The 14,901-nt window shown below is 64.8% G+C and carries 13 protein-coding genes; 4 read left to right on the top strand and 9 right to left on the bottom strand.

Translation table 11 applies throughout. The features are described 5' to 3' along the window. Positions 1-14 precede the first annotated feature (14 nt). A complete protein-coding gene (gene crp / locus LPW29_RS03550; RefSeq protein ID WP_238626898.1) occupies positions 15-653 on the top strand; it encodes a cAMP-activated global transcriptional regulator CRP in 639 nt (212 codons plus the stop codon). A gap of 333 nt (positions 654-986) precedes the next feature. Here crp and recQ read toward each other — a convergent pair whose 3' ends face one another. Both recQ and pepN read right to left on the bottom strand, forming a co-directional pair. After that, on the bottom strand, positions 987-2,819 hold the full coding sequence (recQ, locus tag LPW29_RS03545) for a DNA helicase RecQ (RefSeq protein ID WP_238626897.1): 1,833 nt from the start codon (positions 2,817-2,819) through the stop codon (positions 987-989). A gap of 13 nt (positions 2,820-2,832) precedes the next feature. Continuing rightward, positions 2,833-5,487 (bottom strand): aminopeptidase N, encoded by a 2,655-nt coding sequence (pepN, locus tag LPW29_RS03540; protein ID WP_238626896.1) that lies wholly within the window; start codon positions 5,485-5,487, stop codon positions 2,833-2,835. A 686-nt stretch (positions 5,488-6,173) separates the two neighbouring features. Here pepN and LPW29_RS03535 point away from each other — a divergent pair. Further along, on the top strand, positions 6,174-6,476 hold the full coding sequence (locus LPW29_RS03535) for a BolA family protein (RefSeq protein ID WP_090251449.1): 303 nt from the start codon (positions 6,174-6,176) through the stop codon (positions 6,474-6,476). A 71-nt stretch (positions 6,477-6,547) separates the two neighbouring features. Here the strand turns inward: LPW29_RS03535 and LPW29_RS03530 are convergent, their stop codons facing one another. From LPW29_RS03530 to LPW29_RS03510, 5 genes are all read right to left on the bottom strand, one after another. Continuing rightward, positions 6,548-7,693: a CobW family GTP-binding protein gene (locus LPW29_RS03530; protein WP_238626895.1), complete on the bottom strand. Its 1,146-nt coding sequence runs from the start codon at positions 7,691-7,693 to the stop codon at positions 6,548-6,550. Continuing rightward, positions 7,690-8,397, bottom strand: coding sequence for a DUF2914 domain-containing protein (locus tag LPW29_RS03525; RefSeq protein WP_238626894.1), 708 nt, complete (start codon positions 8,395-8,397; stop codon positions 7,690-7,692). The genes LPW29_RS03530 and LPW29_RS03525 overlap by 4 nt, the downstream gene beginning before the upstream one ends. 115 nt (positions 8,398-8,512) lie before the next feature. Continuing rightward, entirely contained in the window at positions 8,513-8,935 is a 423-nt protein-coding gene (locus LPW29_RS03520) for a flagellar basal body-associated FliL family protein (protein ID WP_238626893.1), read from the bottom strand. 61 nt (positions 8,936-8,996) lie between these two features. Next, positions 8,997-9,569 carry a DUF2058 family protein gene (locus LPW29_RS03515; RefSeq protein ID WP_238626892.1) on the bottom strand — a complete coding sequence of 191 codons (573 nt, stop codon included), beginning with the start codon at positions 9,567-9,569 and terminating at the stop codon, positions 8,997-8,999. Beyond that, on the bottom strand, positions 9,566-10,441 hold the full coding sequence (locus tag LPW29_RS03510; protein WP_238626891.1) for a M90 family metallopeptidase: 876 nt from the start codon (positions 10,439-10,441) through the stop codon (positions 9,566-9,568). The genes LPW29_RS03515 and LPW29_RS03510 overlap by 4 nt, the downstream gene beginning before the upstream one ends. 62 nt (positions 10,442-10,503) lie before the next feature. On the opposite strand from LPW29_RS03510, the gene gshA reads away from it, so the two are divergent. Then, positions 10,504-12,075: a glutamate--cysteine ligase gene (gene gshA / locus LPW29_RS03505; protein ID WP_238626890.1), complete on the top strand. Its 1,572-nt coding sequence runs from the start codon at positions 10,504-10,506 to the stop codon at positions 12,073-12,075. A 7-nt stretch (positions 12,076-12,082) separates the two neighbouring features. Here the strand turns inward: gshA and LPW29_RS03500 are convergent, their stop codons facing one another. After that, entirely contained in the window at positions 12,083-12,364 is a 282-nt protein-coding gene (locus LPW29_RS03500) for a circadian clock KaiB family protein (RefSeq protein ID WP_238626889.1), read from the bottom strand. Continuing rightward, positions 12,361-14,034, bottom strand: coding sequence for a circadian clock protein KaiC (gene kaiC / locus LPW29_RS03495; RefSeq protein WP_238626888.1), 1,674 nt, complete (start codon positions 14,032-14,034; stop codon positions 12,361-12,363). Before kaiC ends, LPW29_RS03500 begins: the two co-directional genes overlap by 4 nt. A 204-nt stretch (positions 14,035-14,238) precedes the next feature. Between kaiC and LPW29_RS03490 the strand changes: the two genes are divergently transcribed. Continuing rightward, entirely contained in the window at positions 14,239-14,898 is a 660-nt protein-coding gene (locus LPW29_RS03490; protein ID WP_238626913.1) for an ABC transporter ATP-binding protein, read from the top strand. Positions 14,899-14,901 lie beyond the last annotated feature (3 nt).

Below are 14,901 nucleotides of genomic sequence, written 5' to 3'. Positions count from 1 at the left end.
CCACGAGGTGGACAATGAGTAGTCTACTCAAGCAACAGCAGATGCCCGAAGAGGCACTGGATAAATTGCTTGCCCATTGCCATCGCCGCCAATACCCCGCCCGTGCCACCGTCATCCACGCGGGGGATCGCCCGGATACGCTGTACTATATCATTCAGGGTTCGGTCAGCGTGATGATCGAGGATGAACTGGGGCACGAGATGGTGCTGGCCTATCTCAACCCGGGTCAGTTCTTTGGAGAAATGGGCGTATTCTCCTCCCAGGCGCGCAGCGCCGGTATCGTGACCCGCACCCCCACTGAAACGGCGGAGATCCACTACCCCAAGTTCATCGAACTGGCCATGCAGGATCCCAGCATTCTCTTTCTCCTGGCCACCCAGATGGCCGTGCGTCTGCGCGACACCAGCCGCAAGGTGATCGACCTGGCCTTCCTCGACGTGACCGGCCGCATCGCCCGCACGCTGATGGAACTGGCCCAGCAACCAGACGCCATGACCCATCCCAAGGGCATGCAGATCCGAGTCACCCGCCAGGAACTGGCCAAGATCGTGGGCTGCTCCCGGGAGATGGCCGGACGGGTGCTCAAGGATCTGGAAGAGCGGGGGCTGATCACCGCACACGGGAAGACGGTGGTGGTGTTCAACGCCCGGTAAGACTCTTTCTCCCCGATGGTTGCCCCGGGCCGTTCGCGAACGGCCCCTACAGGGGTATGTGCTCTTCACAAAGAACCATCAAAGGGGCATGCGCTCATTCACAACGGACCACCTAAACCGTAGGGGCGCTTCGAGAAGCGCCCGGCCAGGGCTCCGGGCACCACAACACCCACCCGCCAGGCCATCAACCCGGAAACCTCCGTCCAGGTCATCGACCCCGCAGCCTCTGCACGGGTCATCGCCCCCCCAGCCTCCGCACGGGCCATCGACCCCGCAGCCTCTGCCTAGCCCATCGACCCCGGGACACTCCGCCGGGCCGTTCGCGAACGGCCCCTACTCGAATCTCAGGATCACCTCCAAGAACTCCTCCCCATAAGCCTCCAGCTTCCTCTCTCCCACGCCGGAGATCGCCGCCATGGCCCGCAGGCTCTCCGGGCGCATCTCCGCCATCTCCATCAGCGTGGCATCGTGGAACACCACATACGGCGGCACCCCCTGTTCGTCCGCCAGCCGACGCCGGCAGGTCCTCAGGGCCTCGAACAACCGCTGATCCTCGGGGCTGTCCAGACCCGCCGCCGCCGTGCGCCGGGGCTCCCGGGGGGTGCGAGTCGGGCGTGTTTCCTTGCGCAGCATCAACTGCGTCTCCCCCCGCAGCACCGGGCGGCAGGCCTCGTTGAGATGCAGGCCGCCATGACCCTCCAGGTCTACCGTGAGCAGACCCCGGGCGATCATCTGCCGGAAGATCCCCTTCCACTCATTCACGCCCATGTCGCTACCGATGCCGAAGACACTCAGACGGTCATGACCGAACTGCTTGATGCGAGCGTCGTCCTTGCCACGCAGCACATCCACCAGGTAGTTCACGCCGAACCGCTGCCCGGTGCGATGCACGCAGGACAGGGCCTTCTGGGCGGGCACGGTGGCGTCCCATGTCTCCGGGGGTTCCAGGCAGGTGTCGCAGTTGCCGCAGAGCTGGGACTCGGTCTCGCCAAAATAGGACAGCAAGGCCTGGCGCCGGCAGGTGGTCATCTCGCACAGGCCCAGCATGGCGTCCAGCTTGTGGCGCTCCACCCGTTTGTGGCTCTCGTCCGCCTCGGAGCTGTCCACCATCTGTCGCAGGGTGATCACATCCTGCAGACCATAGCTCATCCAGGCATCCGCCGACAGGCCATCCCGACCGGCCCGACCGGTCTCCTGGTAATAGGCCTCGATGCTCTTGGGCAGGTTCAGGTGGGCCACGAAGCGCACATTGGGCTTGTCGATGCCCATGCCGAAGGCGATGGTGGCAACAACAATCACCCCCTCCTCGTTGAGAAAGCGACGCTGATGGGCCTCGCGCACCTGGGCGCTGAGGCCTGCGTGATAAGGCAGGGCGGTCAGCCCCTGGTCGCAGAGCCATTGGGCGATCTCGTCCACCCGCTTGCGGGACAGGCAATAGACGATGCCCGCCTCATCCGGGTGAGTCTGCTGGATGAAGCGCAGCAGATCCCGGCGGGCATTGCCGCTGCCCTGGGTGATGCGGTAGCGGATGTTGGGCCGGTCGAAGCCGCTGATGAACACCCGGGCCTGCTCCAGCCCCAGGCGCTGACGGATCTCCTGACGGGTGCGCTCGTCGGCGGTGGCGGTGAGGGCAATGCGAGGGATATCGGGCCAGCGCTCGGCCAGCAGGGAGAGCTTGATGTATTCAGGGCGGAAATCATGCCCCCACTGGGACACGCAATGGGCCTCATCAATGGCGAACAGATTGATACGCGCCCGCTCCAGCAGGGTCAGGGTGCGTTCATTCAGCAGGCGTTCGGGGGCCACGTAGAGCAGGTCCAGCTCGCCGCGCAGCAGATCCCGCTCCACTGCCTGTACCTCTTCCCAATCCAGGGTGGAGTTGAGATAGGCGGCGCGCACCCCCGCCTGGCGCAGGGCGGCCACTTGGTCCTGCATGAGGGCGATGAGCGGAGAGACCACGATCCCCGTGCCCGACAAGGCCATGGCGGGGATCTGATAGCACAGGGACTTGCCGCCCCCCGTGGGCATGAGCACCAGGGCATCGCCGCCCTGCACGAGGGTGTCGATCACCTGGTCCTGGGGCGGACGGAACTGTTCGTAACCGAAGGTGGATCGGAGGATGTCCAGGGGTTGATCGTCCATGATCGTCACATTGTGAGTCTGCATGCCGCCTATCTTTTCACCCCAGGCTCCGGGAGGCAATCTCGTAGACATCCCGCGACAGCCCCGGGTGCGCCACGATGCGCTCCAGACAGGTCCGCATCAGCCCCTGGCGCTGCGCATCGAACCGTTTCCAGCGGCTCAGGCTGGTGACCAGCCGCGCGGCGATCTGGGGGTTCAGGGCATCCAGCTCCAGCACTTGGTCGGTGATCAATTCGTAGCCGCTGCCATCGGCGGCATGGAAATGCACCGGGTTGGCCATGGCAAAGGCCCCGAGCACGGCGCGCACCCGGTTGGGATTGCGGATGGAGAAGCGCGGGTGCTGCATCAGGCGGCGTACCCGCTCCAGGGCCCCGGCGTCGCTGGCGGTGGCCTGCAGGCCGAACCACTTGTTCAGCACCAGCGGCTCGTCCCGCCAGCGGGCCTCGAAATGGGCCAGACTGCGTGCCTGGATCGCTCCGGGGCAATCCATCAGGGCCCGGAGGGCACCCATGGCATCGGTCATGTTGTCGGCGGCCTGGTACTGGGCCTCGGCCAGGGATGGGGCAGACGCCTCGCCCGTGGCACACAGGTAGGCGAGGCAGAGGTTGCGCAGGCGTCGACGGCCCATGGCTGCGGCATCCATGTCATCGCCTTCCCTGCCCGCCCCCCGCGGGCTATCCCGCAGGGCGTGGTACACCGCCCGGAAGCGATCCGCCAGGGCCTCGCCCAGGGCGCGACGGGTAAACTGACGGGCCTGGTGAATGGCATCCACGTCCACCACGTCCATCTGCTCGGCCAGGTAGGTCTCACCGGGCAGGGTGAGGGCCTCGGCCACCAAGGCGGTGTCCAGGGTGTCATCGTCCAGCACCCGGGCGAAGGCCTCCTGGAACAACGGGTCCAGCATGGGCTCACGGCCCGCCTGGATGTCATGGATCTGCCCCTGCAACATCTGTACAGCAAACTGCTGACCCGCTTCCCAACGGTTGAAGTCATCGGTGTCGTGACCCATGAGGAAGGCCAGTTCCTCATGGGTGTAGGGGAAGCGCAGTTTCACCGGTGCCGAAAAGCCGCGCAGCAACGAGGGCACCGGGGCTTCGGGCATATCGTGAAACACCAGCACATGATCGGGGGCGGTGAGTTCGATCACCCGCTCGCCGGGGGTGGCCTGGCTCTCCCCTTCCAGGCGCAGGGGGATCTCCCGGCCCTGGCTGTCCAGCAGGGCCAGGGTCAGCGGGATATGGAAGGGCAGTTTTTCCGACTGCCCCTGGGTGGGCGGGCAGGACTGGCGCACGGTGAGGCGATAGCTTTGGGTGGCCGCGTCGTATTCCCCGGCCACGTCCAGCACGGGGGTGCCGGCCTGGTCATACCAGCGGCGGAAGCGGCGCAGGTCCCGGGCGTTGGCATCTTCCATGGCCCTGACGAAGTCGTCAGTGGTGACGGCCTGGCCGTCATGGCGTTCAAAATACAGGTCCAGCCCGCGGCGAAAGCCCTCGCGGCCCACCAGGGTCTGGATCATGCGCACCACTTCGGCGCCCTTTTCGTACACCGTCATGGTGTAGAAGTTGTTGATCTCGATGTAGGACTGGGGCCGCACCGGGTGGGCCATGGGGCCGGCATCCTCGGGGAACTGCAGCGAGCGCAGGCGCTGCACGTCGCCGATGCGCTTGACGGCCCGCAGGCTCTGGTCGGCGGTGAATTCCTGATCGCGGAAGACCGTGAGCCCTTCCTTGAGGGAGAGCTGGAACCAGTCCCGGCAGGTGACCCGGTTGCCCGACCAGTTATGGAAATACTCATGGGCAATCACGCTCTCGATGGCCACGAAGTCATCGTCGGTGGCCGTGTCCGGGCGGGCCAGCACGTATTTGGAGTTGAAGACGTTCAGGCCCTTGTTCTCCATGGCCCCCATGTTGAAGTCGTCCACGGCCACGATCATGTAGATGTCCAGATCGTATTCCCGACCATAGGTGTCCTCATCCCAGCGCATGGATTTTTGCAGCGAGCGCATGGCGTGGTCACATTTGTCCAGGTTGTGACGCTGCACGTAGATGCGCAGGTCCACCTCCCGGCCGGAAGAGGTGGTGAAGCTGTCCTGCTGGCAGACCAGATCCCCGGCCACCAGGGCAAAGAGGTAGCTGGGCTTGGGGAAGGGGTCGTGCCACACGACGTAATGGCGCCCTTCGGGCAGGTCGCCGGAATCGGTGAGATTGCCGTTGGACAGCAGCACCGGATAACGCGCCTTGTCCGCCTCGATGCGCACGGTGAAGAGGGTCATGGCATCCGGGCGGTCCAGGAACCAGGTGATGCGCCGGAACCCTTCCGCCTCGCACTGGGTGCAGAAGTTGCCGCCGGAAACATACAGCCCGGACAGGGCGGTGTTGGCTTCAGGGCTGATGGCGGTCTCCATCTCCAGGGTGCACTGGGCCGGGAGCTCATGCAGGGTGAGGCTGTTCTCGTCCTGATGCAGGTTGCCCGAGGCCATGGGCTGCCCATCCACGGTGAGGCTGATCAGTTTCAGTTCTTCCCCCTGAAGCACCAGCGGTGCCTCCTGACTCACCGTGCGCCGCAGTTGCAACCGGGAGCGCACGCGGGTGTCGGCTGGGTCGAGCAGGAAGCACAGATCCACCTGCTCGATACGCCATTGGGGTGGCGCGTAGTCCGTGAGGTGGATGGCGGCGGGGGTGGATTCTTTCATGGGGCGATGTCCCTTCTGACCGGGCGTTCGGGCTGGGGTGACGGGCTATTCCTCACTATAACGTTTGGGTTAGAGGTGGCCAAGGGTTTGCCCAGCACCCAAGAGCCATTCACAAAGGATGACCAACCCCGTAGGGGCGCTTCGAGAAGCGCCCGGCCGGAGCTTCGGATGCCACGATAGCCACCCGCCGGGCCACCGGCCCCGGAGCCTCCGCACGGGCCACCGACCCCAAAACCTCCGTCCAGGCCATCGACCCTGGACACTCCGCACGGGCCGTTCGCGAACGGCCCCTACAGGGGGATGTACTCATTCACGAAGGACCATCAACGGGGGATGTACTCATTCACGAAGAATCATCAACGGGGGATGCGTTCATTCACGAAGGATCATCAACGGGGGATGCGTTCATTCACAAAGGACCACCAAAACCGTAGGGGCGCTTCGAGAAGCGCCCGGCCGGAGCTTCGGATGCCACGATAGCCACCCGCCGGGCCACCGGCCCCGAAGCCTCCGCACAAGCCACCGACCCTGGACACTCCGCACGGGCCGTTCGCGAACGGCCCCTACAGGGGGGGGTGGGGGCGCGTGCCGGGCAATGAACTTGACGGATGCTCTCGCACGGCTTGCCTGTCGTGGCTGGGTATCGGATGATGCAGGCCACAATCCATAGCGCCATGGTAGGAATTATGAGCATCCAATCAGAGATCGAACGCAAGCTGTCCCAGGGGCTGAACCCGGCCTACCTTGAGGTGGAGAACGAGAGCGATGGTCACAATGTGCCTGCCGGCTCGGAGTCCCATTTCAAGGTGACGGTGGCGGCTGATGCGTTCGAGGGTCAGCGCCTGCTGGCCAGGCATCGTCAGGTGAATGCGTTGTTGATGGATGAACTGCAGGGCACGGTACATGCGCTGGCGCTGCATACCTTTACGCCCGCGGAGTGGTCGGCGCGTGGCGGGCGGGTGAAGGAGTCGCCGCCGTGTGTGGGGTGAAGGCGGCGGGAGAGACAGGGAGCCCACCGCCCCCTCATCCCCAACCCTTCTCCCCGTGGGGGAGAAGGGAGTCAAAGCCCCTCTCCCGCTTGCGGGAGAGGGGTTGGGGTGAGGGCCTGCAGCAACAATGACTCCACCGCCTCCCAATCCAGCACCTCATCGGCAATCAACTCCAACCGGCTGTCCCGCCGCCAGGCGATGGGGGCAGTGGAGAATCGGCCCTCGGCCCAGTCGATGCGATACCACTCCCGACCGGTACGCAGCACACCCTTGGCACGCACCAACTCACTGAAGGGTGGCTCACTGAACAATCCCTCCAGCACCTTCAGATCGAAACGATCCTCAGGCGGAAATCGCCAGCCGCGGGCGGTATCAGCCGCCGGCGCCTGAGTGCCTTGGCTAGGGGCACTCAAAGACAAAGCAGAGACAGTAGGTGCACCGGAGGCACTGAAGTCACCGGAAGCACCGGAAGCACCGGATGCACTGAATGCACCGGATGCACCGGATGCACTGGATGCACTGTATCCGGTGGATGTACCAGACTGAGGGGTGACTACTGGCATCACCCGCGTGAAGACACCCTGCCCCCCGGCGCCGCTCGTGCCGCTCACCCCCGAAGCCTCCAGATCCAGCAGCGCCGGATCAATCTGCCCGTGGGTGGTGCGCACCACGGCCTGCTTGGGCGGGTATAGGCCGGCCACGAAGGCCTCCAGCGCCGCCAGCCGATCAGGCGGCGCCACATCGGTCTTGTTGATCACCACCACATCGGCCAGGGTGAGTTGATCCTTGTAGATCAGTGATTGATCCAGACGCTCCTGGGTGAAACCGGCCGGATCGACGATGCAGGTGATGTTGCCCAACCGGGCGGCGGAGGCCAGCCAGGGGTCGCGCAGGGTGTCGACGATGCCCGTGGGATGCCCCAGGCCGGTGGGCTCCAACAGCAGCCGATCCGGGCGGATCTCACGCAGTATCCTGGTGAGAGCCACTCGCAGATTCATGGCCCCGGTGCAGCAGATGCAGCCGCCCGACACCTCCCGCACCCGGATTTCATCTCCAGCGGCATTGGCAAGGATTTCGCCGTCGATGCCCACCTCGCCGAACTCGTTGACCACCACCGCCCAGCGCTCATGAGCCGGACGGTGGGCCAGCAGGTGCAGGATGGCAGTGGTCTTGCCGGCCCCCAGAAAGCCGGTGATCAGGTTGATGACTGCACTCACCTCAGTTCAAACCGATAGGTGTCCAGCACCTCGCCGTCCTGCGTAACCACCTCCACGCGCCAGGGGCCGGTCCAGGCCGGGTCCAGGGTTTTCATGGACCAGACGCGCCAGCGGGGGCCACCCACATCGAAACGGACCTCCCCCATGTCCTGGTCGTCCCGATAACGCCAGCGGTGGATGATCTCGCCCCCTTCGTGATCCATGATCTCGCTGAAGAAGTAAACATGGTCCGTGTCGGCATCCACCCGGGTCAGAGTGTCCACGGGTTCACGATCCTCAACGGCCGAGGTGAACTGGGCGCGGGATATATCCCCTCGCGGACCCGGCTCTGGAGCCGACTCAGGCACTTCGTCGGCAGTTTCCGGCTGGGCCGGCTCGGTCGGTTCCTCGGCGGGAGACGCGGTTTCAGGGGGCTCATCCAGGGCCGGGGCATCCCCGCCAGGAGCATCCTCCCGCGCGGCCGGCATCGCCTCGGAGGGTTCTTCGAAATTGGAATGAGGCGCCCCATCCATGGCCGGGGCTGTCTCGGCGTTCCGGTCCGGCGCCGAGGGCATGGTCTCCCCTGAGGCCCCGTGGGCATCGGCGGTTTGTTCGTGCTCGGTGTGATTATGAGCCAGGGCCGTGCCCGAGGCGCAGGCCAGGGCCAGAATGCCGGGCATGAGCACCGAACCGACAACGCTGGAGGAACGTGGATTGTTTCTCATGACGGAATGGACTCCCTGCTGGTGTGGTTTTCAGTGGAGCATAGGGGGAATCGATCCCCCTTGCCACTGACCCGGCTCAACGGATGGGAACCCGCCCCGTCCCGACGGGACGGGCTCACTGCACGATGAAGCCGGTGAAATAGAGGCTGCTGATGCACGGGGCCCCGGTTGTCTCCTCCATGGCCTGGCGCAGCTGATCAAGCACCTCGCCACGCATCCGCTCGCGCTCCTGCGCGCCCCGTACTTTCTCTGGATCCCGGCCGCCAAAGTAGGTGATCATGCGGTCACGCAGTACCGGCATGTGCCGCTGCACCTGTTCCGCTTCGGCGGCGGTCTCCACGTAGAACTGGGCCTTGATCTGCAGAAACTGCGCTCGGCGCGGGTTGTCCAGGTTGACCACCAGGGGGGGCTCCAGGGCGATATAGCCGGGATAGGTTTCGCCCTTATCCGCGGCTGGGGCAGCCGCCCACGCACCCATCGGCGCGCCTGCAAGCAGGAGCATGGTCAATGCCATCAGGAGGTATCTGCGTGTCTTCATGGGGGTGTTGTCTCCGGAGAAGGGGGTCAGGTTCGACAGGGCAGGTGACGCGGATCCGGACCTACGCCGGATCCGGGCCGGGCGCTTCGGGCTCACCGGGGAACACAACGGTCCGAGTCGCATCCCGGGCAAGAATGTCACGCCCGATGGCCGCGGGCAGCAGATGGCGTCGTCCATCCAAAAAGGCGATGCACAGTTGCCCTTCGGCCAGCTGCGTCTGCTGCTGTTCGGTGACGTACAGATGCTTGATGGTCTGACCCACCTGAAAATGATAGGGCAGTTCCGCCTGGTCCTGATTGACACGCTGGGCGGCAATCAACGCCCTGAGCTCCTGCTTGAGGGCGCGGGCCTGCGGGGTGGGCTGACCATTGTCGGGCCTGGCGGGCTTGGCGGCTGGCTTTGGCCGGGCTCCGCGGCCAGGCGCGCGACGGGGCTTGTCGGCGTCACTCTGGGGGCGGGCCTTCCTGGCGCGAGCCGCGCCCCCCTTGCGGTTGTCCGCCCGGCCCTTGCCACCCCCCCGGGGTGGGCGTCCTTCCCGGGCACGGGGCGGCCGCGTCTGTACCTCCTCAGCCTGTTTGGCCTGTTCCTCGGTGACCAGGCCGGCCTTGAGGAGTTGATCACGAAGCTGGCTCATCTGTCACTCCTGATGGGCATGGGCGCCCTCAACATTCGACGCTCTGCCGGGTCCTGGCGGTAGAACTGGCGAAACTGTGCATACACATCCGGATAGCCCCGCTGAAGCACCCGGGGCTGGGCAAAAAAATACTCACTCATCACGGCAAAAAACTCTCCGGGATCCGTTACGGCGTAGGGGTCAAAATCGCAGGGTTGTTCCAGGTCCAGACGCCGACTCAGGTCATCGTAGGCCGCCGTCATGATCCGGGTCCAGTCCTGCACCCGCATTTCCCGATTCAGGGGCGGCATGCCGTTGGCCGCACCATTACGCATGTCCAGCGTATGCGTGAATTCATGGATGGCCAGGGCTTCACCGCGGGCCATGCCCCCCCAGGATAACAGCACCGGGCCGCGTTCCCAGGCCTCGCCGCTGTAGGGCATGTCCTCCACGTGCAGGATGCCCATCTCATCCATCACCTCGTGACGGGGGAGAAAGTCATCCTCGTAGACGACGACGGTGGTCCATTCATCGTACCAGTCCAGGCCCAGTTCCAGGATGGGCAGGCAGGCCTGCAGGGCGATGTTCAGGGCCATGGCCGGATTCACTTCCAGACCATGGGCCCCGTAGAGACGCTTTTCTGCCAGAAAGGGCACCACCAGGCGCCGCAACCGCTCCAGGGCGGGGGCGTCCAGGCCATCCAGGAGCAGCAGGGCATTCACCCCCTGTTGCCACAGGGCGGGCGGAATCGGATCGCGGGCGAGCGCCCGGCGGCGTTGCCAGGCGCGGAGCAGGGAGGCCATGGAGTGGGTCGGCGCGGGCTTGAGTCTGGGGGCATTATCAGCCAGATGCGGCGGCATGTCATGGGGCGCGGCCCACAGGCACGGCGCCATGCAGTATTCTTGAGGGCACAAGCATCCATAAAAGCCCATTTAAAGACGAAGGATCCGCCACGTTGTACGCATCCTACGAAGCCCGCCTGGAGCGCCTCCTGTCCTGCGGACAGGCACATACCCTGCGCAGTGGTCTGATCGGCCTGGAAAAGGAGAGCCTGCGCGTGCGTGCCGACGGCGGCATCGCCCAGACCCCGCATCCTGACGCCCTGGGCTCAGCCCTCACCCACCCCTGGATCACCACGGACTATTCCGAGGCCCTGCTGGAGTTCATCACACCGCCCTGCCCCAGCGCCCGGGAAGCCCTGGACTTCATGCGCGACCTGCATGCCTTCACCTACCCGCGCATTGGCGAGGAACTGCTCTGGGCCACCAGCATGCCCTGTGTGCTGGAGGGCGAGCGCGGGATCCCCGTGGCCCGGTACGGACACTCCAACGCGGGACGCATGAAGACCGTCTATCGCCTGGGCCTGGGGCTGCGCTATGGACGACTGATGCAGGTGATCGCCGGAGTGCACTTCAATTTCTCCATGAGCGAGGCCTTCTGGCCGGCGTATCAGAAGACCCTGGGTGACGGTGGCGAGCCGCGCGCGTTTCGGGATGAGATCTACTTTGGCATGCTGCGCAACCTGCAGCGCCTGGGCTGGCTGGTGCCTTACCTGTTCGGCGCCTCGCCGGCGGTGTGCAAGTCCTTTCTGGCTGGCAAGCCCACCACTCTGGCGGAGTTTGACGAGAGCACCTATTACGAGCCCTACGCCACCAGCCTGCGCATGGGCGACATCGGCTATCAGAATCGCAAGGAAGAAGAGAGTGGCATCAAGGCCAACTACGACTGCCTGGATGGCTACGTGCGCAGCCTGGCCCGCGCCATCGCCACGCCCTCGCCGGAGTACGAACGCCTGGGCGTGGTGGTGGACGGGGAATACCGTCAGCTCAATGCCAACATCCTGCAGATCGAGAACGAGTACTACAGTACCGTGCGGCCCAAACCCATCACCCAGGGCAACGAGAAACCCACGGCGGCCCTGCGCCGGGGCGGGGTGGCCTATGTGGAGTTGCGTTCGGTGGACATCAACGCCTTTGAACCCCTGGGGGTGGGCGAGTCCCAGCTGCATTTCCTGGAGGCCCTGATGATCTTTGCCCTGCTCAACGAGAGCCCGCCCATCAGTGAACTGGAGCGATTCGCCATTGATCACAACCAGGGTGCCACCGCGCATCGGGGCCGGGATCCGTCCCTCAAGCTGATGCGTGATGGCGAATCGATCTCGCTGCGTTACTGGGCGGAAGAGGTGCTTCAGGCCATGGAACCGCTGTGTGAAATCCTGGATGGCGAGGATCCACTCAAGCCCTACACGGCCTCTCTGGCGCACCAGAAGGCCAAGGTGGACGACGCGGACCTGACCCCGTCGGCGCAGATGCTGGCGCGGATGATGGACAATGAGGAGGGGTTCCATCACTTCGCCAAGCGCATGTCCCGGGAACACGCAGCGTGTTTCCGGGATGCACGGCTGGAGGCTACCAGGGAGGCGGAGTTGGAGGCACAGGCCCGCGAGTCGCTGGAGCAGCAGCGAGACATGGAGGCGGAGGATGAGGTGGAGTTCGGGGAGTATCTGCGGCGCTATTTTGCCCAGTAAAAGGCCCTTACCGCTCCAGAATATCCAACCCCACCAGCACCCGCTCCCGTTCGGACAGATCCCCCACCACCCGCCGCACCGGGAGCGGCAGTTTGCGTACCACCACCGGGGTGGCGAGGATGCGCTCATCCTCCGCCAGTTGCGGGCGCTCGAGGATGTCCACCACCTCCACCTGCAGTTCCTGGTCCTGAGTCGCCATGTCCGCCGTCAACGCTTCCAGGTTCTCGATGGCGCGTCGGGCGGCCGGGGTCATGCCGGCGATGTAGAGCCTGAGCAGGTACTGCGTCATTGGCGACTCCTGCGGATGGCCGAGCGGGCACCCTCGATGGATGCCAAGCGCCGCTCCAGTTCCATCACCTGACGATCCAGTTCCACCGCCTTGGCTTCGCGCTCAGCACGGGCCAGGCGTTCGCGGGCCGCGTTGGTCTCCTCCATCTCCTCGCGCAGACGCTGGGCCTGGCCCAATTCCTGCTGCAACTGGGCAATGATCTGATCGTCCTCCTCCTGGCGAGCATGCCGGGCCGTGCCATAGACAATGCCGCTTTCGCCAATGTAGGGCGCCTCGATCGTCATGCCCGCATCCGTCATGCGGAATTCCTTCACCTGGTTGGAGATGGCCAGCCCCCGCGCCTTGATCACGTTGATCAAGCGGTTCAGTTCACCGTTGCCCTCGTGACGGCGCAGCTTGATCCATACATCGATCATGGATGACACATCCAGGTGACTCACTCCGCCACTGGAGTCGCTCAGCAACTCCGTGGCCACCGTGGTGACTCGCTGCTCCTTGAGCAGGTACATGAGCCTGAGAAGCATCTCCTTGGCACAGTCTCCTTCATGTCGGTTGGTGAAACTGCTGACAGGGTCGAGCAACACCAGGTCGGGATGGTGATGAGTCACGGAGCGCATGATGCGCATCAGGTGCTCTTCCAGCCCCATCTCGATGGCGCGCACCGGCTCCATGATCAGGCGATGCCCGCCCTCCGGGCCGGCATGATGGGCCAGGTTGCCACCGATGCTGCTCTGATTGCGCACCAGTTCATCCACGCTCTCTTCAAAACTGATGTACAACACCTTCTCGCCACGCCGGCACGCTGCCTGGGCGAAGGCCGAGGCCAGGCTGGTCTTGCCGGTGCCGGCCTGTCCGGACAGCAGGATGGTGGACCCCTTGTAGGGCCCCTCACCGCCGAGCATCTCGTCCAGCCCGGGCACCCCCGAGGAAATGCGCTCACTGGAAACACGGGCGTCCAGCGCCGCACCGCTCACCGGCACCATGAAGATGCCCCGGGAATCCAGCAGGAAGGGGAACTCCCCGGCGCTGTGGGGGCCACCACGACGCTTCACCACACGCAACAGACGGGTCATCACCCGGTGCTGCACCTCCTGCTTGAGGGCAATCACGCAGTCGGCGATGTAATCCTCCAGGCCAAAGCGGGTGCTGAAGTTCTCCAGCTCACCGGTGGTGATCAACGTGGTAACCCGCTGATCACGCACCCAATCAAAGACGCGATTGAGCTCCTTGCGCAGCCCGGACTGTCCGAGGAAGGCCCCCTCCATGCCATCGATGGCATCCAGCACCAGGCGCTCGGCACCGGTCTGCTTCAGGGCGTATTCGATGCGGGTGAGGATGGCGGTGAGCTCGATCCCCTCCCCGGCCGACTCGCTCTGGTCGGGGCGCATGTCGAGGATGCGCAGGCGACCCTCCTTCACGTAGGTGTCGGCGGGAAAGCCGAACCCCTGGGCATGATGCAGCAGGGCCTCGGGATCTTCGTCGAAGGTGACCAGCACCCCGGGTTCGCCCTGGCTGATGCCATGGCACAGGAATGTCAGGGAGATCACCGTCTTGCCCGTGCCCGGACCGCCCCGTATCAGGGAGGGTCGGCCGCGGGGCAACCCCCCCTGCAGCACGAAATCCAGGCCCTGGATGCCGGTGTTGACGGTTTCCGGTTTCGATGAATTCACAGTGATCTCCGTTACATGGGGGGGTGGTTTCACCCGGAGGGCCATCCGGGCACCCATGGGCGATAATCGGTGGCTTGTGGCGCTCATGCGTGCATCGCATACTGCGTCCATGGCCCTTTGGTTTCAAGGGAATAGCGTGTGCCCAGTCATGCCGATGCCCACGAGACGGTTTTTTTCACCCGCCACCTGACCAAGACCTACGTCATGGGAGAGGTGGAGATCCACGCCCTGCGCGGGGTGGACCTGTCTCTTTACGCGGGCGAGCTGGTCGTGATGCTCGGCGCCTCAGGCTCCGGCAAATCCACCCTGCTGAACATCCTGGGCGGCCTGGATACCGCCTCCAGCGGCGAGGTGCGCTACCGGGATCAGGACCTGGTCAACGCCACCGAGAAGCGCCTCACCCGGTTTCGTCGCCATCACGTGGGCTTCGTCTTTCAATTCTACAACCTCATCTCCAGCCTCACCGCCCGGGAGAATGTGGCGATTGTCACCGAGATTGCCCACGATCCCATGACGCCCGAGGCGGCTCTGGAGATGGTGGGGTTGTCTTCACGGCTGGATCACTTTCCCTCCCAGCTCTCCGGTGGGGAGCAGCAGCGGGTGGCCATTGCCCGGGCGGTGGCCAAGCGCCCCGATGTGCTGCTCTGCGATGAGCCCACCGGCGCCCTGGACTCCACCACCGGCATCCGGGTGCTGCAGGTCTTGCAGGATATCAATGATGAACTGGGGACCACCACGGCCGTGATCACCCATAATGCCGTGATCGGCGAGATGGCCGACCGGGTGATTCGTTTGGCGGATGGGCGGGTGCAGGAGGTGACCGACAACCCGCAGCGCAAATCCCCGGCGCAGCTCTCCTGGTGAGGG

This window comes from Ectothiorhodospira sp. 9100 (genome assembly GCF_022227565.1).
Taxonomy (GTDB): domain Bacteria; phylum Pseudomonadota; class Gammaproteobacteria; order Ectothiorhodospirales; family Ectothiorhodospiraceae; genus Ectothiorhodospira; species Ectothiorhodospira marina.
Note: the sequence above shows the minus strand (reverse complement) of the source record. Positions and strands in the feature narration are given on the sequence as shown.